Source organism: Paramagnetospirillum magnetotacticum MS-1, from assembly GCF_000829825.1.
In the GTDB taxonomy this organism is placed as follows: Bacteria; Pseudomonadota; Alphaproteobacteria; order Rhodospirillales; family Magnetospirillaceae; genus Phaeospirillum; species Phaeospirillum magnetotacticum.
This window is the reverse complement of sequence record NZ_JXSL01000020.1, coordinates 114,091-132,338: the sequence shown is the minus strand read 5'-3', so window position 1 is coordinate 132,338 and position 18,248 is coordinate 114,091. Positions and strand designations below refer to the sequence as shown.

16 protein-coding genes are annotated in these 18,248 nt (G+C 65.1%); 12 read left to right on the top strand and 4 right to left on the bottom strand.

Features of this window, described 5'->3' with window-relative positions; all coding sequences use genetic code 11:
- Positions 1 to 234 precede the first annotated feature (234 nt).
- The 4 genes from glpX to rpe all read left to right on the top strand — a co-directional run bounded on the left by glpX (position 235) and on the right by rpe (position 5,095).
- Complete coding sequence (gene glpX, locus CCC_RS03020) at positions 235 to 1,191, top strand: class II fructose-bisphosphatase (protein WP_009867922.1); 957 nt, start codon at positions 235 to 237, stop codon at positions 1,189 to 1,191.
- 30 nt (positions 1,192 to 1,221) lie between these two features.
- On the top strand, positions 1,222 to 3,195 hold the full coding sequence (gene tkt, locus CCC_RS03015; RefSeq protein WP_041039739.1) for a transketolase: 1,974 nt from the start codon (positions 1,222 to 1,224) through the stop codon (positions 3,193 to 3,195).
- Positions 3,196 to 3,237: 42 nt separating this feature from the next.
- Complete coding sequence (gene fba / locus CCC_RS03010; protein ID WP_041039737.1) at positions 3,238 to 4,302, top strand: class II fructose-bisphosphate aldolase; 1,065 nt, start codon at positions 3,238 to 3,240, stop codon at positions 4,300 to 4,302.
- A gap of 151 nt (positions 4,303 to 4,453) precedes the next feature.
- On the top strand, positions 4,454 to 5,095 hold the full coding sequence (gene rpe / locus CCC_RS03005; protein WP_009868401.1) for a ribulose-phosphate 3-epimerase: 642 nt from the start codon (positions 4,454 to 4,456) through the stop codon (positions 5,093 to 5,095).
- A gap of 6 nt (positions 5,096 to 5,101) precedes the next feature.
- Here rpe and CCC_RS03000 read toward each other — a convergent pair whose 3' ends face one another.
- Entirely contained in the window at positions 5,102 to 5,692 is a 591-nt protein-coding gene (locus CCC_RS03000; protein WP_009868402.1) for a pyridoxamine 5'-phosphate oxidase family protein, read from the bottom strand.
- A gap of 96 nt (positions 5,693 to 5,788) precedes the next feature.
- On the opposite strand from CCC_RS03000, the gene pdxR reads away from it, so the two are divergent.
- From pdxR to hpnH, 8 genes are all read left to right on the top strand, one after another.
- Positions 5,789 to 7,237 carry a MocR-like pyridoxine biosynthesis transcription factor PdxR gene (gene pdxR / locus CCC_RS02995; RefSeq protein ID WP_009868403.1) on the top strand — a complete coding sequence of 483 codons (1,449 nt, stop codon included), beginning with the start codon at positions 5,789 to 5,791 and terminating at the stop codon, positions 7,235 to 7,237.
- A gap of 116 nt (positions 7,238 to 7,353) precedes the next feature.
- A complete protein-coding gene (locus CCC_RS02990) occupies positions 7,354 to 8,379 on the top strand; it encodes a substrate-binding domain-containing protein (RefSeq protein ID WP_009868404.1) in 1,026 nt (341 codons plus the stop codon).
- Positions 8,380 to 8,439: 60 nt separating this feature from the next.
- Positions 8,440 to 9,813 (top strand): phosphate ABC transporter permease subunit PstC, encoded by a 1,374-nt coding sequence (gene pstC, locus CCC_RS02985; protein ID WP_009868405.1) that lies wholly within the window; start codon positions 8,440 to 8,442, stop codon positions 9,811 to 9,813.
- A 1-nt stretch (position 9,814) separates the two neighbouring features.
- A complete protein-coding gene (pstA, locus tag CCC_RS02980; protein WP_041039735.1) occupies positions 9,815 to 11,089 on the top strand; it encodes a phosphate ABC transporter permease PstA in 1,275 nt (424 codons plus the stop codon).
- A gap of 7 nt (positions 11,090 to 11,096) precedes the next feature.
- A complete protein-coding gene (pstB, locus tag CCC_RS02975; RefSeq protein WP_009868407.1) occupies positions 11,097 to 11,876 on the top strand; it encodes a phosphate ABC transporter ATP-binding protein PstB in 780 nt (259 codons plus the stop codon).
- 1 nt (position 11,877) lies between these two features.
- Complete coding sequence (gene phoU / locus CCC_RS02970) at positions 11,878 to 12,573, top strand: phosphate signaling complex protein PhoU (protein ID WP_009868408.1); 696 nt, start codon at positions 11,878 to 11,880, stop codon at positions 12,571 to 12,573.
- Entirely contained in the window at positions 12,570 to 13,292 is a 723-nt protein-coding gene (gene phoB, locus CCC_RS02965) for a phosphate regulon transcriptional regulator PhoB (protein ID WP_041039733.1), read from the top strand. Before phoU ends, phoB begins: the two co-directional genes overlap by 4 nt.
- Before the next feature lie 220 nt (positions 13,293 to 13,512).
- A complete protein-coding gene (gene hpnH, locus CCC_RS02960) occupies positions 13,513 to 14,661 on the top strand; it encodes an adenosyl-hopene transferase HpnH (protein ID WP_009867160.1) in 1,149 nt (382 codons plus the stop codon).
- On the opposite strand, the gene CCC_RS02955 is transcribed toward hpnH, so the two are convergent.
- The 3 genes from CCC_RS02955 to hpnD form a co-directional block, all read right to left on the bottom strand.
- Positions 14,611 to 15,261: a phosphorylase family protein gene (locus tag CCC_RS02955; RefSeq protein ID WP_009867159.1), complete on the bottom strand. Its 651-nt coding sequence runs from the start codon at positions 15,259 to 15,261 to the stop codon at positions 14,611 to 14,613. The genes hpnH and CCC_RS02955 overlap by 51 nt on opposite strands.
- 148 nt (positions 15,262 to 15,409) lie before the next feature.
- The gene (gene shc, locus CCC_RS02950) at positions 15,410 to 17,365 is read right to left on the bottom strand and encodes a squalene--hopene cyclase (protein ID WP_041039731.1); all 1,956 of its coding nucleotides are present in this window, start codon (positions 17,363 to 17,365) and stop codon (positions 15,410 to 15,412) included.
- A gap of 22 nt (positions 17,366 to 17,387) precedes the next feature.
- Positions 17,388 to 18,248, bottom strand: coding sequence for a presqualene diphosphate synthase HpnD (gene hpnD, locus CCC_RS02945; RefSeq protein WP_052472937.1), 861 nt, complete (start codon positions 18,246 to 18,248; stop codon positions 17,388 to 17,390).

The window sequence follows — 18,248 nt, the reverse complement described above, 5'->3', positions numbered from 1 at the left end:
GGACGACGAGGCACATTGGTTAGCCTTAAGGCGGACAGACTCTAAAGCGCAGGGGTGACGAATCCGATTTCCAAACACCCCGCCCTCCCCCCACCCCTTCGGACGGCGGAGCACCTATCCACAAGATTTTTACGGAAGGCCCCGAACGGGTGTTCCTTTGCTTGACCTGCCCCCCCACTATCGGCCAAAACACGTCCCACTGAACCAGGGGATCTTTGGGGAGGGTCACAGGGCATGTCCGAGCGTTCCAAGACCGTCGGAGCCTACGAACTGCGCCGCGCCACCGAGGCAGCGGCACGGGCCGCCTATGCCTGGATCGGACGCGGCGACAAGGCCCTGGCCGACGATGCCGCCGTGGCGGCCATGCAGACCGAACTGGACGGCCTCGACCTCAACGGGCTGATGCTCATCGGCGAAGGCCCCAAGGACGAGATCGGCATGCTCTATCACGGCCAGCGCTTCGGCGCGGCGACGGCAGAGCCCGCCTGGGATCTGGTGGTCGATCCGCTGGAAGGCACCTCCTTCCTGGCCAAGGGCATGACCAATGCCATGGCGGTGGTGGCCATGGCGCCCCACGGCACCCTGTTCGACCCGGCGCCTGCCCGCTATATGGAAAAACTGGCCGCGCCGCCCGCCGCCAAAGGCAAAATCGATCCCAAGGCCCCGGTGGCCGAGCGCTTGGCGCAATTGTCCGCCGCCCTGAACAAGCCCATCGAGGACATCACCGTCTATGTCATCGAGAAGCCCCGCCACAAGGCCCTGGTCAACGCCATCCACAATGCCGGAGCCCGTGTCGCCCTCTATCCGGCGGGTGATGTGGCGGGCGCCTTGATGGCGGCCATCCCCGGTTCCGGCATCGACGCATTGATGGGCACCGGCGGCACGCCCGAAGGCCTGCTCTCGGCCATGGCCATCCGCGCCATGGGCGGCGAGTTCCTGGGCCGCATCGACCCGCAGCTGGCCACCGAGGCCGCCGCCGTGGAAGAGGCCGGGATGGACCTGAACCACTGGTACCAGTTGGACGAGATGGTGCGCTCGGACAAGGTGGTGTTCTGCGCCACCGGCATCACCACCGGCCTGTTGCTGGACGGGGTGGAACGCACCCGCGACCAGGAAAAGACTCAGACATTGATGATCGGCGGGGCCGCCGGGCCGCGCCAGATGTTGACCTCGTGGCACCGCCGCGCCTGATTTGAACCCTTCACCCTTGAGGTTTGCTCGATGACCACCCACGCCGCAATGGCCAATGCCATCCGCTTTCTCACCATGGACGCCATCGAGAAGTCCAAGTCGGGCCATCCGGGAATGCCCATGGGCATGGCCGATGTGGCCACCGTGCTGTTCACCCGCTTCCTCAAATACGATGCCAAGGCCCCCAAATGGGCCGACCGCGACCGCTTCATCCTCTCGGCCGGTCACGGCTCCATGCTGCTTTACGCGCTGGGCTATCTGACCGGGTTCGAAGATCTTTCCGATATCGAGCAGATCAAGAACTTCCGCCAGATGGGCTACCGCACCGCCGGTCACCCGGAATTCGGCCATGTCGCCATCGCCGAGACCACCACCGGCCCCCTGGGTCAGGGCATCGCCAATGCGGTGGGCTTCGCTTTGGGCGAAAAGATGGCCGCCGCCCGCCACGGTGCGGAGATCGTCGACCACTACACCTATGTCATCGCCGGTGACGGCTGCCTGATGGAGGGCATCAGCCAGGAGGCCATTTCCCTGGCCGGGGTGTGGAACCTGTCCAAGCTGATCGTGCTGTGGGACGACAACCATATCTGCATCGACGGCGACACCGCCATTTCCACCTCCGACGACCAGTTGGCCCGCTTCCAGGCGTCCAACTGGGATGTGTGCCGCGTCGACGGCCATGACCCCGAGACCATCGCCACCGCCATCGCGGCGGCGCAAAAGTCCGGCCAGCCCAGCCTGATCGCCTGCAAGACCACCATCGGCTATGGCGCGCCCACCAAGGCGGGCAGCGAGAAGACCCACGGCGCCCCCCTGGGCGCCGAAGAAATCGCCGGGGCACGCGCCAAGCTGAACTGGCCGCATGCGCCTTTCGAGATTCCCGCCGACGTGCTGAGCGCCTGGCGCGCCGCTGGGAGCAAAGGCTCGGAAGCCCGCGCCACCTGGGAAAAGCGCTTCGCCGCCTATGGCAACAAGGCAGAGTTCGAGAGCACCAATGCCGGTATCCTGCCCGCCGTCTGGAAGCAGGCGGTGTCGGATTTCAAGAAGAAGGTCTCGGCCGAACAGCCCAAATGGGCCACCCGCAAGGCCAGCCAGGAAGTGCTCGAGGCCCTGACTCCCGTCATCCCCGCCATGATCGGCGGCTCGGCCGACCTGACGCATTCCAACCTCACCATCACCAAGGCCACCAAGCCGGTCACCCCCCGTGACTTCTCGGGCCGCTACATCCATTACGGCGTGCGCGAGCACGGCATGGCCGCCATCATGAACGGCCTCAGCTTGCATGGCGGCTTCATCCCCTATGGCGGCACCTTTCTGATTTTCGCCAACTATCTTTGGCCGGCGCTGCGCATGAGCGCCATGATGGACCAGCGGGTGCTTTACGTGCTGACCCACGATTCCATCGGCCTGGGCGAGGACGGCCCTACCCACCAGCCCATCGAGACCCTGTCCGCTCTGCGCGCCACCCCCAATGTGCTGGTGTTCCGCCCCGCCGATCCGGTGGAGACCATGGAGGCCTACGAGGCCGCGCTCGACAACGCCACGGGGCCCTCGGTCTTCGCCCTGTCGCGCCAGAACCTGCCGACGCTGCGCACCACCCACACGGACGAGAACCTGACGGCCAAGGGCGCTTATGTCCTGGCCGAGGCGGAAGGAAAGAAGCGTCAGGTCACCCTGATCGCCACCGGCTCCGAGGTCAGCCTGGCCATGGAGGCGAGGAAGCTGCTGGCCGACAAGGGTATCGCCGCATGCGTGGTATCCATGCCCTGCTGGGAACTGTTCGAACGCCAGCCGAAGGAGTATCGTAGCAAGGTGCTGGGTGAGGGCACCGTGCGGGTCGCCGTCGAGGCGCTGGGCACCTTCGGGTGGGAGCGCTGGGTCGGCGAGAACGGCGCCGTCATCGGCATGAACGGATTCGGAGCCTCGGCCCCCGCCGAGAAGCTCTACGAGCATTTCGGCATCACCGCTGAGAAGGTTGCCGAAGCGGCCATGGTTCGCCTTTAAGACGGACCGGACCGGAAAAACGCCAGGAAGGAGATGAAGTAGATGTCCCTTGTTTCCATGCGCCAGCTCCTCGACCACGCTGCCGAGAACGGCTATGGCATCCCCGCCTTCAACGTGAACAACATGGAGCAGGTCAAGGCGATCATGGAGGCGGCGTCGGCCTGTGACGCCCCCGTCATCCTCCAGGCCTCGGCGGGCGCGCGCAAATATGCCGGCGAAGCCTTCCTGCGCCACCTGATCCTGGCCGCCATCGAGACCTATCCCCAGATCCCGGTCTGCATGCACCAGGATCACGGCACCAGCCCGGCCATCAATGTGCGCGCCATCCAGTCCGGCTTCTCGTCGGTCATGATGGACGGATCGCTCAAGGAAGACGGCAAGACCCCGTCCGATTGGGATTACAACGTGGCCGTCACCAAGCAGGTGGTCGATATCGCCCATGCCTGCGGCGTCTCGGTCGAAGGTGAGCTGGGCTGTCTCGGCTCGCTGGAAACCGGCACCGCCGGCAAGGAAGACGGCGTCGGCGCCGAGGGCAAGCTGGACCATTCCCAGCTGCTGACCGACCCGGACGAGGCCGCCGAATTCGTCAAGGCCACCAAGGTGGACGCCCTGGCCATCGCCATTGGCACCAGCCACGGCGCCTATAAGTTCACCCGTCCCCCGACGGGCGAAGTGCTGGCCATCAAGCGCATCAAGGAAATCCACGCCCGCATCCCCAACACCCATCTGGTGATGCACGGCTCCTCCTCGGTGCCCCAGGATCTGCTGAAGATCGTCAACGATTACGGCGGCGCTTTGGGCCAGACCTACGGCGTGCCGGTCGAGGAAATCGTCGAAGGCATCAAGCACGGCGTGCGCAAGGTCAATATCGACACCGATCTGCGTCTGGCCGTCACCGGCTGCATCCGCAAATACTTCCACGACAACCCCAAGAAGTTCGATCCGCGCGACTACCTGAAGCCCTCCATCGCCGCCATGGTCGAGGTCTGCAAGAGCCGCTACGACGCCTTCGGCACCGCCGGTCAGGCCTCCAAGATCAAGGTCATTGGTCTTGAGGACATGAGCGCGCTCTATGCCAAGGGCGCCCTGGCGCCCAAGGTGAACTGAGGCCTAGTCTGCCCACCCTCCCGCGTCAGCGGGAACGGCATCCACCGATGAACCACGAAGGCGCGAAGGCGGGAAGGAACACGAAGATTTCTTCCCTAACCTTCGTGTCTTCGTGCCTTCGTGGTGAACCCTACGACCGAGAGCAGAAGACATGACCGTCAAGATCGCACCAAGCATCCTCTCCGCCGATTTCGCCCGCCTGGGCGAAGAGGTCAAGGCCATCGACGAGGCCGGTTGCGACTGGGTGCATATCGACGTCATGGACGGCCATTTCGTGCCGAACCTCACCTTCGGCCCGGCGATCATCAAGGCCATCCGGCCCTATACCACCAAGGTCTTCGACGTCCATCTGATGATCGACCCGGCCCAGCCCTATATCGAGGACTACGCCAAGGCCGGGGCCGATATCATCGTGGTCCATGCCGAGGCCGACAAGCATCTGGACCGCTCGCTCCAACTCATCCGCTCTTTGGGCAAAAAGGCGGGCGTGTCGCTCAATCCGGCCACCCCGGAAAGCGTCATCGAATACGTGATGGACAAGCTGGACCTCGTCTTGGTGATGAGCGTCAATCCCGGCTTCGGCGGCCAAAGCTTCATCGAAGCCCAGTTGGACAAGATCACCCGCATCAAGAAGATGATCGGCCACCGCATGATCGACCTGGAAGTGGACGGCGGCGTCACCGCCGACAACGCCCACCGCGTGGCAGCCGCAGGCGCCAACGTCCTGGTGGCCGGTTCGGCGGTGTTCAAGACCAAGGACTATGCTGCTAATATCGCGGCGTTGCGGCGTTAGGGCCCCCTACTCCGCCACCGGCTTGCCCCTAATCATCCTCACCGGCACCACCCCCGCCCAGACTGGCCAGGACAAGTCCGCCTCGTCATCCACTGGCGGGCCGGAGCGCATTTTGGCCGAGCCTTCGGTCATGGACAGCGCCAGGAGTTTGGTCGCCGCCAGCTCCTTATCCGTAGGCGGTCGCACCTGCGAATAGCGTCCGGGCGACAGCTTCTCGATCAGGGCGGCGAAGGCGGCTGCCTTCTCGACCGGGTCGGTGACTTCCACCGCCTGACCAAACAATATGACCGACCGGTAATTCATAGAATGGTGAAAGGCCGATCGGGCCAGCACCAAACCATCCACCAGGGTCACGGTCACGCAGAGTTCAGCCCCCGCCGCCATCACCTTTGCAAGGCGCGAACCCTGGCCGCCGTGGAACAGCACTTGGCCGCCCATGCGCCAATGTGTGGTTGGGATACTGACCGGTCTACCTTCATCCACGAAGGAGATCGTACAGGCCAGGGCCTCGTCGAGAATGGCGGCCATGGCCTCGAAATCATGGCTGCCCCGGTGGGGCCGTTGGCGCAACGTGGTACGGTCGGTCTTGGTCAGCATGATGGGCTCTCCTGATCCCCGCCATACTGTCCAACAAGCGGTTCCATAGTAAGGCCCAGTTTTTATATAGTGATAGAGCCACTTTGCGAGACCGCCATGCCCCTGACCCTGGCTCTGCCCGACGGTGATCATCCCTTGCATCGCAGGCTTTACCTCGGCTTGCGCGACGCCATCCTGGACGGGCGGCTGGGCGAAGGTTCGGCCCTGCCGTCGTCGCGCGCCCTGGCTCTGCATCTGGGGCTAGCGCGCAACACCGTTTTGGCCGCCTATGACCAACTGGCCGCCGAGGGCTTTACCGAAGCGCGCCGGGGTTCGGCCACCAGGGTGTCGGCCCGGCAAAGGCCGGTGGGAGCCCCCTCTGCGGATGCTGCCGCCCCGCCCTCTGCCCTGCCTTCCCGCACCGTGGAGTGGAGCGCTGCCCCACCGCCGACCCAGGGGCGCGACCCGTCGCGGCCCTTCGCCCCCGGCGTGCCCGATCTGGCGGCCTTTCCCCATGCCGAGTGGCGCAGGGTCCTGGGCCGGTTGTGGCGGCGCGCGCCGGTGGAGCTGATGTGCGGCATCGATCCTCTGGGCTATCTGCCGCTGCGCCGGGCCATTGCCGCCCATCTGGGCCGCCACCGGGCGGTACGCTGCACCGCCGATCAGGTGATGATCGTCGGAGGTTCGCAGCAGGCCCTGGATCTGGTGGCCCGCGTCCTGCTGGAACCGGGCGACCGGGTCTTGGTGGAAGATCCCTGCTATGGCGGGCAGGCCGGTGTGCTGCGTGCCGCCGGAGCGGTGGGCATCCCGGTGGCCGTCGATGCCGAGGGCTTCGATCCGGAACGGGCGGAGCGAATCTGCCCCCAGTCCAAAATGGCTTTCGTCACGCCGTCGCACCAATTTCCCACCGGTGCCACCATGCCGCTGCCGCGCCGACTTGCCCTGATTGATTGGGCCGCGCGCAAAGGCGGCTGGATCATCGAGGACGATTACGACAGCGATTTCCGCCATGCCGGGCCGCCCACCGCTTCGTTGCAGGGGCTGGACCGGGCGGGACGCACTGTGTATCTCGGCACCTTCTCCAAGAGCATGTTTCCCGGCCTGCGCCTGGGCTGGCTGGTCCTGCCGCCCCCCTTGATCCCCGCCTTCGTCACGGCCCGGCGCGTCGCCGACATGGCGCCCGCTGGGCTGACCCAGGCCGCCATGGCCGCCTTCATGGAGGAAGGGCATTTCGGCGCCCATCTGCGGCGCATGCGCGCCGTTTACGGTAAGCGGCGGCGCGATCTGCTGGCGGCGGCGGCCCGCATCCTGGGCCCCCATCTGCCCGTCACCGCCGGTGAGGCGGGTCTGCACGCCATCCTCTGGCTGCCCGAGGGAACCGACGACATCAGGGCTGCGGAGGCCGCCCGCGCCCAGGGACTGGCCCCCACGCCGCTCAGCGTCCATTGTGTCACAAAAGGACCTCCGGGCCTGATTCTGGGCTATGGAAACCTGGCCGGATGGAGTCTGATTGAGGCCCTCACGCGCCTCGAATCAGCCATTATCCCCTTGATTCAGCACGCTTAATATTTCCGTCACAAAAGCTTCACGCATGTGTCTCGGGGTTGTAACAAAGCGCCGATAGGATGCCGGCCGTGGGAGCCTTGCCTCCCGCTCCCGATTGCACTCCCCTCGGAGGTTTCATGTCCACCAAGACCCTGGCCGTCGCCGCAGCCGCCCTGGCCGTCATCGCCACCGCCGGTGCCGCGCAGGCCCGCGATCAGATCCGCATCGTCGGGTCCTCCACCGTCTATCCCTTCTCCACCGCCGTGGCCGAAGCCTTCGGCAAGACCGGCAAGTTCAAGACCCCGGTGGTCGAGAGCACCGGCACCGGCGGCGGCATGCGCCTGTTCTGTTCGGGCGTGGGCGAGACCTTCCCCGACATCACCAACGCGTCTCGCCGCATCGAGCCGTCCGAGGTTGAGTTCTGCACCAAGAACGGCGTCACCGGCATCACCGAAGTGGTGATCGGCTATGACGGCATCGTGTTCATGAATTCCAAGGCCGGTCCCGACTTCGCGCTGACCCGCGAGCAGATGTACAAGGCCACCGCCAAGGACGTGGTGGTGGGCGGCAAGCTGGTGCCCAATCCTTACAAGAACTGGAGCGACATCGATCCGTCGCTGCCCAAGGAGCCGATCCTGGTCTATGGCCCGGCCCCGAACCACGGCACCCGCGACGCCTATGTGGAACTGGTCCTCGACCCCGCCTGCGGCAAGCAGCCCGAGATCAAGGCCATGGACAAGGACGCGGGCAAGAAAGCCTGCCGCACCGTTCGCGAAGACGGCGCCTGGGTCGAGGTGTCGGAGAACTACACCGTCATCCAGCAGAAGGTGACCTCGAACCCGGCCGCGCTGGGCGTCATCACCTTCAGCTATCTGGACCAGAACCGCGACAAGGTGAAGGCCGCCCCGGTGGACGGCGTGATCGCCACCTATGACGCCATCGCCACCAACAAATATCCGGTGTCGCGTCCGCTGTTCTTCTACATCAAGAAGCAGCATGTGGGCATGATCCCCGGCGTCAAGGAATACGTGGCCGAGTTCACCTCGGACAAGGCCTGGGGCAAGGAAGGCTATCTGGCCGACAAGGGCCTGATCGCGTCTCCCGACGCCTCCCGCAAGGAGCAGGCCGCCAACGCCCGCAATCTGGGCGACCTGAAGATGTAGTGACCCCCGGGGGAGGCCCAAGCGGCCTCCCCCACTTACCTTTCTCGGGCCGCCCGATCCATGCAGACCGTCATCCTCGCCACCATTTTGCTGCTGCTGTCCTCCTTGGCCTTCCAGCTGGGGCGCAAGCGCGCTCTCGCCGTCGCCTCGGGCCATCCCGGCACCCTTCATTCGCTGCCCGGTTATTACGGCTGGTGGGTGGCTCTGTGGTGCGGCCTGCCCGCCTTCGCCGTCCTGGCCCTGTGGGTGAGCTTCGAGCCCGGCCTGATCCGCGCCCTGGTCATCAATGACCTGCCCGCCGCCCTGCAAGGCCTTCCCACCGAGCAGATCGACGTCATCCTCAACGAAGTGCGCAATGCCGCCCAGGGCCATGCCACCGCCAATGCCGACTTCGCCGCCGCCGCCGAACACTATCTCCGGCTGCAGCAGACCGGCTATGCGGCCTCGGTCGCCGTGACCGTGTCCCTGGCCCTGGCCGGTGCCGCCTTCGCGCTCCGCCGCATCCATGCCCAGCTGCGCGCCCGCCCCAGGGTCGAGCGCACCATCAACATCTTCCTGGTGGCCAGTTCCACCGTGGCCATCTTCACCACCGTGGGCATCGTGCTCTCGCTACTGTTCGAGGCGCTGCGCTTCTTCCAGATGGTGGATTTCCTGGACTTCCTGTTCGGGCTCAACTGGAGCCCGCAAATGTCCACCCGCTCCGATCAGGTGGGCAGCACGGGCGCCTTCGGCATGGTGCCGCTGTTCACCGGCACCTTGCTGATCAGCGCCATCTCCATGATCGTCGCCCTGCCCTTGGGCCTGTTCTCGGCCATCTACATGTCGGAATACGCCCAGCCGCGCATCCGCGCCGTGGCAAAGCCCGCGCTGGAGATCCTGGCGGGCATTCCCACCGTGGTCTTCGGCTTCTTCGCCGTGGTGACGGTGGCGCCTGCCATCCGCGCCGTTGGCGCGGCCTTCGGCCTCAACGTGGCGGCGGAAAGCGCCCTGGCGGCCGGTTTCGTCATGGGCATCACCCTGATCCCCCTGATTTCCTCGCTCTCTGACGACGTCATCACCGCCGTGCCCCAGTCCTTGCGCGAAGGCGCTTTCGGCCTGGGCGCCACGCGGTCGGAGACCATCCTTCAGGTGGTGCTGCCCGCCGCCTTGCCCGGCATCGTCGGCGGCGTGCTGCTGGCCGTATCTCGGGCCATCGGCGAGACCATGATCGTGGTCATGGCCGCCGGTCTGTCCGCCAAGCTGACCGCCAATCCCCTGGAAGCAGTGACCACCGTCACCGTCCAGATCGTCACCCTGCTGGTGGGCGACACCGAATTCGACAGCCCAAAGACCCTGGCCGCCTTCGCCCTTGGCCTGATGTTGTTCGCCATTACCCTGGGGCTGAACGTGGTGGCGCTTCACATCGTGCAGAAGTATCGGGAAAAGTATGACTGAGATGGCTCAAGCTTCCGTGGCGGCCCGCACCGCCGAAACCGTGGCCGCCCGTCTGGGCCGCCGCTATGCCGCCGAGCGGCGCTTCCGTCTCCTGGGCCTTGCCTCGATCCTGATCTCGGCCGGGTTCCTGGTTTTGCTGCTGGGCACCGTGGTGGCCAAGGGCTGGACCGGTTTCTTCCAGACCCAGATCGCCATGGAGGTCAGCTTTGACGCCGACGTCATCGATCCCGACGGCAACCGCGATCCGGCTATTCTCGATGCCGCCGATTATCCCGCTTTGGTGCGTAACGCCCTGGCCGCCCGTCTGGTCCCCGATGGCGACAGGAGCGCGCGGCGCGACCTCTCCGCTCTGGTCAGCACCATGGGCGCCGAGCAGCTGCGTCGCATGGTCGCCCAGGATCCCGGCCTGATCGGGGCCAAGGCCAATGTCTGGCTGCTGGCATCGGACAAGTTGGACATGGTCAACAAGGGACAGGCCACAGATACCCTCAACGAGCGTCAGTTGGGTTGGCTGGCCGAGTTGAACAAGGCCGGTCTGATCCGCAAGGCCTTCAACGCCCAGTTCTTCACCGGCGGCGATTCGCGGGCGCCGGAACAGGCGGGCATCTGGGGCGCGGTGGTCGGCTCGTTCTTCTCGCTGCTGGTCACCCTGGCCGTCAGCTTCCCCCTTGGCGTGGCGACCGCCGTCTATCTCGAGGAATTCGCGCCCAAGAACCGCTGGACCGATCTGATCGAGGTCAACATCAACAATCTGGCCGCCGTGCCCTCCGTGGTGTTCGGCCTGCTGGGCCTGGCGGTGTTCCTCAACGTCTTCCACCTGCCGCGCTCGTCGCCGGTGGCGGGCGGTCTGGTCCTGGCGCTGATCTGCCTGCCCACCATCATCATCGCGGGCCGAGCCGCGTTGAAGGCCGTGCCGCCCTCCATCCGCCAGGCCGCCGCCGGTCTGGGAGCCTCGCCCTTGCAGATCGTCGCCCATCACGTCCTGCCGCTGGCCATGCCGGGCATGCTGACCGGCACCATCCTCGGCATGGCGCGTGCCCTTGGCGAGACGGCGCCGCTCTTGATGATCGGCATGGTGGCCTTCATCGTCGATATCCCCAAGAGCCCGCTGGACCCTTCGGCAGTGCTGCCGGTGCAGATCTATCTGTGGGCGGGAAGCTCGGAACGCGCCTTCGTGGAAAAGACCTCGGCGGCCATCATGGTGCTGCTGCTGTTCCTGGTGGTCATGAACATGGCGGCCATCTGGCTGCGCAACAAATTCGAACGCCGGTGGTAGAACAATCATGAACCAGTTCATTCCCCGTGGCACTTCCAAGATCTCGGCGCGCGGCCTCAACGTCCATTACGGCGAGAAGCAGGCGCTCCATGATATCGACCTGGACATCCCGGCTGGCGAGGTCACCGCTCTGATCGGCCCGTCGGGCTGCGGCAAGTCCACCTTCCTGCGCTGCATCAACCGCATGAACGACATGGTGGAAGGCGCCAAGGTCACCGGCAGCCTTACCCTCGATGGCAGCGATGTCTATGACCGCGAATTGGACGTGGTGCAGTTGCGCGCCCGCGTGGGCATGGTGTTCCAAAAGCCCAATCCCTTCCCCAAATCCATCTACGACAACGTGGCCTATGGGCCACGCATTCACGGCCTGGCCCGCGATCAGGCGGAGTTGGACGAGATCGTCATGAACAGCCTGGAAAAGGCCGGTCTGCTGGCCGAGGTGGAAAGCCGCCTGTCGGAATCGGGCACCGGCCTGTCGGGCGGCCAGCAGCAGCGCCTGTGCATCGCGCGCGCCATCGCCGTGGCCCCCGAAGTGATCCTGATGGACGAGCCCTGTTCGGCGCTGGACCCCATCGCCACCGCCAAGGTGGAAGAGCTGATCGACGAACTGCGCGACAACTTCACCATCGTCATCGTCACCCATTCCATGCAGCAGGCGGCCCGCGTCTCTCAGCGCACCGCCTTCTTCCATCTGGGCAAGCTGATCGAGGTGGGCGGCACCGAGGAGATCTTCACCAATCCCAAGGAGCCCTTGACCCAGGGCTACATCACCGGGCGGTTCGGCTGATATGACTGATCACACCGTTAAATCCTACGACGACGAACTGGCGCATCTGTCGGGCATGATCGCCCAGATGGGTGGCTTGGCCGAGGCCCAGTTGGGCGCGGCGCTTCAGTCGCTGTCGCGCCGCGACGACGAACTGGCCCACAAGGTGGTGGACGGCGATTGCCGCATCGACGAACTGGATGCCGAGGTGGACAGCTTCGCGGTGCGCCTGCTGGCTCTGCGCCAGCCCATGGCTGGCGATCTCCGCCACATCGTAGCGGCGCTGAACATCTCGGGCGAGATCGAGCGCATCGGCGATTACGCCGCCAATCTGTCCAAGCGCGCCCTGGTCCTCAACCATCTTCCCGCCACGGCCCAGACCGCGGGCGTGGTGCGCCTGGGGGAACTGGTCCTGGCCTTGCTGAAGGATATTCTCGACGCCTATGTGGACAAGGACCTGGACAAGGCCATCGGTGTCTGGGCACGCGACGAGGACGTGGATTCCCTTTATAATACCGTCTTCCGTGACCTGATCAGCCAGATGAACGAGGATTCCGGCACCATCACCGCATCGACCCATCTGCTGTTCATCGCCAAGAACATGGAACGCATCGGCGATCACGCCACCAATATCGCCGAGACCCTGCACTTCCAGATTCTCGGCACCCAGCCCAAGGGCCTCCGGCCCAAGGGCGCTTCCCTCGGAGCCCAGGAATGAACGCCCGCGAGTCCGCCAATACTTCCAAGCCCCTGGTCCTGGTCGTCGAGGACGAGGCGGCGTTGGCCACCATGCTGCGTTATAACCTTGAAAAGGAAGGCTATCGCGTCGCCGAGGCAGGCGATGGCGAGGAGGCGTTGACCGTCCTGTCCGAGCGCAAACCCGATCTGGTGCTGCTGGACTGGATGCTGCCCTCGCTGTCTGGCATCGAGATCTGCCGCCAGATCCGCCGTAAGCCCGCTACCCGCGAACTGCCCATCATCATGCTGACCGCCCGGGGCGAGGAAGGCGACAAGATCAGAGGCCTCAATACCGGCGCCGACGACTATCTCACCAAGCCCTTCTCCCTGCCCGAACTGATGGCCCGCGTCCGCGCCCTGCTGCGCCGCGCTCAGCCGGTCAGCCAGAAAGGCCAGATCGGCTGGGGCGACATCGCCATGGATCTGGCATCGCATCGGGTGACGCGGGGCGGCAAGCCCATCCATCTCGGCCCCACCGAGTTCCGCCTGCTGCAGTTCTTCCTGCAGCACCCGGGACAGGTCTTCTCGCGCGAGGAATTGCTGGATGCCGTCTGGGGGCCCGACATCTATGTGGAGCCGCGAACCGTGGACGTACATATCCGCCGCCTCAGGAAGGCGTTGAACTGCGACACCGAAGCCGACATCATCCGCACGGTGCGCGCGGCGGGCTATGCGCTGGACAGCGAGGATGCGGCGTAAATAACGAACCATCGTCATCCCGGAAGCGCGCAGCGCTATCCGGGACCCAGGGGGGAGCGACTCCTGGATCCCGGCTCAAGGCCGGGATGACAGCCGGGCACGGTGCCCCCCGCATAATGCCCCTACACCTTCAACTGTTGAAACTTTCCGGGCCACGCCTGTATGATCCGCCCGCTCCCAGCCATGAGAGCGTTTTCGAGGCAACATCAGAGTTCAGCCCGTGGCCGTCCCCCTGCACCAGTCGCTGCGCATCGGTTCCTATATCGTCAAGCAGCACCTTTCCGGCAATAAGCGCTATCCGCTGGTGCTGATGATGGAGCCGCTGTTCCGTTGTAACCTGACCTGCAACGGCTGCGGCAAGATCGATTATCCCGACGCCATTTTGAATTCCCGCATCTCGGTGGCCGATGCCCTGGCCTCCATCGACGAGTGCCCGGCCCCCGTGGTGGTGCTGGCGGGCGGCGAGCCGCTGCTGCACCGCGAGATAGACCAGATCGTCGAGGGCGCTTTGGCCAAGGGCAAGATCGTCTTCGTCTGCACCAATGCCCTGCTGCTGGAAAAGAAGCTCGATTCCTTCAAGCCGCACAAGAACTTCACCTGGACCGTCCACCTGGACGGCAACCGCGATGACCACGACCGCGCCGTGTCGCGCGAAGGCACCTTCGATCAGGCCGTCTCGGCCATCAAGGCGGCCAAGGCCAAGGGCTTCCAGGTCAATATCAACTGCACCTTGTTCAACAACGCCGATGCCGAGCGCATGGCCGCGTTCTTCGACTACACCAAGTCCATCGGCGTGGGCGGCATCACGCTGTCGCCCGGCTATGCCTATGAGCGCGCGCCCGATACCGAGCACTTCCTCAACCGCCGCGCCACCAAGGAACTGTTCCGCAAGCTGTTCCGCCTGGGCCGGGGCAAGAAGTGGGAATTCACCCAGTCGTCGCTGTTCATGGACTTCCTGGCGGGCAACCAGACCTATCAGTGCACGCCCTGGGGCAATCCGACCCGCAACGTCTTCGGCTGGCAGCGCCCCTGCTACCTGCTGGGCGAGGGCTATGCCAAGACCTACAAGGAACTGATGGAGGAGACCGATTGGGACTCCTACGGCACCGGCAAATACGAGAAGTGCGCCGATTGCATGGTCCATTCGGGCTATGAGGCCACCGCCGTGGTGGACACCATCAGCCATCCGCTGAAGGCCGCCATGGTGGCCTTGCGCGGCCCCCGTACCGAAGGCCCCTTCGCCCCCGATCTGCCGCTGGATAACCAGCGCCCGGCCATCGACAATTACGACGAACTGATGGCCAAGAACCTGGAAATGCTACATGCCGAGGGTCGGGCCAACAATCTTCACCGCGTCTCGCAGGGCTGACAGGGCGGCCTGAGAATCCAGGCCGACCCGAATCACCCCGGGCAATTCCCATGGGCGGCGCAACAGCGCCCCCATGACGGCCAAGGGCCGGGGCGAGCCGTCAGGCGACAGCCCCACGAAGACCGATTTCGGGATTCCCCTGAGGGCCGGATCGGCCACGGCGCGCAGCACGGCGAAGGGCTTGCCCGCCTGGGCGCACACACGGGCCATGGCCCCGCTTTCCATGTCCACCGCCGTCGCGCCGCCCTGATACAGGGCGCGCTTCGCCTCCGGCGTCGCCGCGATGCGCGAGACCGCCGCGATGTTGCCCTTGCGGGCATCGGGAATGGAACTCAGCAGACGCGCCGCCCAGGCCGGGTTGGCGACATAGGTCTCGCCTTCCCACTGAACGGCATTGCCCACCACCAGATCACCCGATTGAAACGTCGGATCAAGACCTCCGGCGATGCCGAAGCTCATCAGCCCCTCGGCGCCTTCGGCCAGCAGACGTTCGGCCAGTTCCGTCACCCGCCGCGTCACGCCGCCCGCCGCGCCCACGGGGATACCGGGGGGCAGCAGCGCCGCTTCGCTGTTCATGCCGACGATGACGGCGATTTTCATGGTGCCCCAAAAACGCTGAATTCCGGAATCCGACTTTCAGGTCCGTCATCCCGGCCTTGAGCCGGGATCCAGGAGGAGCGGATAAGAATGCCGGGATCCCTCCTGGGCCCCGGCTCAAGGCCGGGGTGACGAGTCTAATTGCCTAACCCTAAAGCGCGTGCATCACCGGCCCGGCATTGCCGGTGGTGAGGTTGCGGTAGCGGGCCAGGGCCCAGACGGGGAAGAACTGGCGATAGCCGTGGTAGCGCAGATAGAACACGCGGGGGAAGCCCACCGCCGTGTAATGCTCCTCGTCCCACAGACCTTCGGCGTTGCGGGTGCGGATCAGGTAGTCGATGCCCTTGGCCACCGCCTGGCTGTTGGTCTCGCCCGCCGCCATCAGGCCCAGCACCGCCCAGGCGGTCTGGGACGGCGTGGAAGGCCCGCCCATGCCCCTCGGCTGGTCGTCCCAGTAGGACCGGCCGCATTCGCCCCAGCCGCCGTCTTCGCGCTGCTTGGATTCCAGCCACTTGACCGCCTTCCTGAAGGCGGGATGGTCATGGGGCAGACCGGCGGCGTTGAGCGCGCACAAGCTTGACCATGTGCCATAGACGTAATTGGTTCCCCAGCGACCGAACCACGACCCGTCACTCTCCTGCTCGCGCAGCAGGTAATCCACGCCTTCGTGGGCCACCTTGTCCTTGCCCCGCTCGCCCAGCACCGACAACACCGAGACGCAGCGCGCCGACACATCGGCGGTGGGCGGATCAAGCAGCGCGCCGTGATCGGCGAAGGGAATATGGTTCAGGTAGTACGAGGTGTTCTCGGCGTCGAAAGCACCCCAGCCGCCGCCTTCCGACTGCATACCCTGGACCCAGACCCGCCCCTTCTCGATGGGCTCGGCATATTTCACCGGGTCGATGCGGTCCAAGGCCGCCATCACCACGGCGGTGTCGTCCACATCGGGGTAATGGGGATTGTTGTACTGGAAGGCCCAGCCGCCAGGAGCCAGATCGGGGCGGCGCACCGCCCAGTCGCCCACCACATCGGTGATCTGGCGCGCCACCATCCAGTCGGCGGCCTTGCGCGCGGCCGCGTCGGCCTCGGGCGTGCCCACTTCGAGGATGGCATGGGTGGCCAGGGCCGTATCCCAGATGGGCGACAGGCAAGGCTGGACCCAGGCGCGGTCGCCCTCTTCCACTACCAGATTGCGGATGGACTGCTTGGCGATGACCACGCGGGGGTCATCCTTGGGAACGCCCAGAACGTCATACATCCACACCGCATTGACCATGGCCGGGAAGATGGCGCCCAGCCCATCCTCGCCGTTGAGGCGCTCGTCGACGAAGGCCACGGCCTTCTCGATGGCCTTGTCCTGCACCGACTTGGGGAAGAAGCGGTAGACCTTCTGCAAAACCATGTCGATGGCCCGAAACAGATAGGCCCAGTTGGAGCGCACCGGCTCGAGATACCAGTTGGTGACCTTCTCGGGCGCGGTGGTGAACAGTTCCTGGATATGGATGCCCAGCGGATTGCGCGCCTTGGGGCGCTTGGTCATCAGCACGGTCAGCGGCGCGATGACGGTGCGCGACCAGTAGCTGACCTTGTCCATATGGAACGGGAACCAGCGGGGCAGCAGCATGATCTCCACGGGCATGATGGGCACGCCCTTCCACGGAATCTGCCCGAACAGCGCCAGCAGGGTGCGGGTGAAGACATTGGCCGTGGCCGCGCCGCCATGGGCCAGGATGGCTTCGCGCGCCTTTTTCATATGCGGCGCGTCGATGTCGTCGCCGATGGCTTTGAGCGCGAAATAGGCCTTCACCGAAGCGCTGATATTCAGATCGCCGCGATGGAACAGCGGCCAGCCGCCATGCTCTTCCTGGATATCGCGCAAGTAGACGCCGATGCGCTTCTCCAATTCGGGATCGCGCTCGTCCAGATAGTGCAGATACAGCACGTATTCGGCCGGAATGGTGGCGTCGGCTTCAAGCTTGAACACCCAGTGGCCGTCTTCACGCTGCTGTTTCAGCAGGGCCTCGGCGGATTCGTTGACGGCGCGCTCCAGCGGATCGCGGAACGCGGCGGAGGTGAAGTCACGGGGATTGATTTCGCTGGGAGACACTGTTCGACCTCGGGAAGATGACTCAGAGCAAACCGTGGCGGAGAATACACCACAGCTTGAAGGCTTTCGAGACCTTGACCGGCGGATCCCTGGGCACGAAACCCTCGGCCTCCAGCCGTTTGAATATTTCGCGGTACATTTCCTTCATCAGGGTGGCCGGGCGCATGTCGGCGCGCGAACACTCGGCCTGGGCGGCGTCGGAGGCCTGGAAATAGCCCCGCGCCGTCTCGCCCAGTTCGCGGCACACCGCCACCAGATTGGGATGATTGATCACCGCCATGGGATCGCGGCTGGCGATGCCGTGCTTGGCCAGCAATTCATCGGGCAGGTAAAGCCGCCCGATCTTGGCGTCCACCACAACGTCGCGCAGGATATTGGTCAACTGCAGCGCCATGCCGGTGGCGTTGGCGGTCTCGATGGATTTGGGCCGAAGGCTTCCGAACACGCGGACCGACAGGCGGCCCACGGCGCAGGCCACCCGGTCGCAGTAAAGCTCCAACTCGGCCATGCTAAGGCCCGTCACCTCGGGCTGGGCATCGCTTTCGCAGCCAGCGATCACCGCCAGGAAGTCCTCCTTGGGCAGGTTGTACTGGATGACCGGCCCATGCAGCGCCTTGGCGATGGCATGGGTGGGAGCGCCAGCGTAAAGCCGGTCCAGTTCGACACGCCATTCGGCCAGTTGCGCCCGCTTGACCTCGGGCTCGCCCGGTTCGTCGGCGATGTCGTCCACCTCGCGGCAGAAGGCGTAGACGGCGTACATGGCATAGCGGCGCTGACGGTCCAGCAAACGCATGCCCCAATAGAACGATGAGCCCGACGCGCGCACGATTCCCGCCACCAGATCATACTGGGCCGGATCGATGACGAAGGCGGTCGGGCTCAT

Bases quoted from the DNA above. Each gene is read 5' to 3' on its own strand.
- rpe (WP_009868401.1), top strand. From the start codon at position 4,454: ATGACCGTCAAGATCGCACCAAGCATCCTCTCCGCCGATTTCGCCCGC.
- phoB (WP_041039733.1), top strand. From the start codon at position 12,570: ATGAACGCCCGCGAGTCCGCCAATACTTCCAAGCCCCTGGTCCTGGTC.
- pstA (WP_041039735.1), top strand. From the start codon at position 9,815: ATGGCTCAAGCTTCCGTGGCGGCCCGCACCGCCGAAACCGTGGCCGCC.
- pdxR (WP_009868403.1), top strand. From the start codon at position 5,789: ATGCCCCTGACCCTGGCTCTGCCCGACGGTGATCATCCCTTGCATCGC.
- pstB (WP_009868407.1), top strand. From the start codon at position 11,097: ATGAACCAGTTCATTCCCCGTGGCACTTCCAAGATCTCGGCGCGCGGC.
- glpX (WP_009867922.1), top strand. From the start codon at position 235: ATGTCCGAGCGTTCCAAGACCGTCGGAGCCTACGAACTGCGCCGCGCC.
- CCC_RS03000 (WP_009868402.1), bottom strand. From the start codon at position 5,692: ATGCTGACCAAGACCGACCGTACCACGTTGCGCCAACGGCCCCACCGG.
- pstC (WP_009868405.1), top strand. From the start codon at position 8,440: ATGCAGACCGTCATCCTCGCCACCATTTTGCTGCTGCTGTCCTCCTTG.
- hpnD (WP_052472937.1), bottom strand. From the start codon at position 18,248: ATGAGCCCGACCGCCTTCGTCATCGATCCGGCCCAGTATGATCTGGTG.
- CCC_RS02955 (WP_009867159.1), bottom strand. From the start codon at position 15,261: ATGAAAATCGCCGTCATCGTCGGCATGAACAGCGAAGCGGCGCTGCTG.
- fba (WP_041039737.1), top strand. From the start codon at position 3,238: ATGTCCCTTGTTTCCATGCGCCAGCTCCTCGACCACGCTGCCGAGAAC.
- phoU (WP_009868408.1), top strand. From the start codon at position 11,878: ATGACTGATCACACCGTTAAATCCTACGACGACGAACTGGCGCATCTG.
- tkt (WP_041039739.1), top strand. From the start codon at position 1,222: ATGACCACCCACGCCGCAATGGCCAATGCCATCCGCTTTCTCACCATG.
- CCC_RS02990 (WP_009868404.1), top strand. From the start codon at position 7,354: ATGTCCACCAAGACCCTGGCCGTCGCCGCAGCCGCCCTGGCCGTCATC.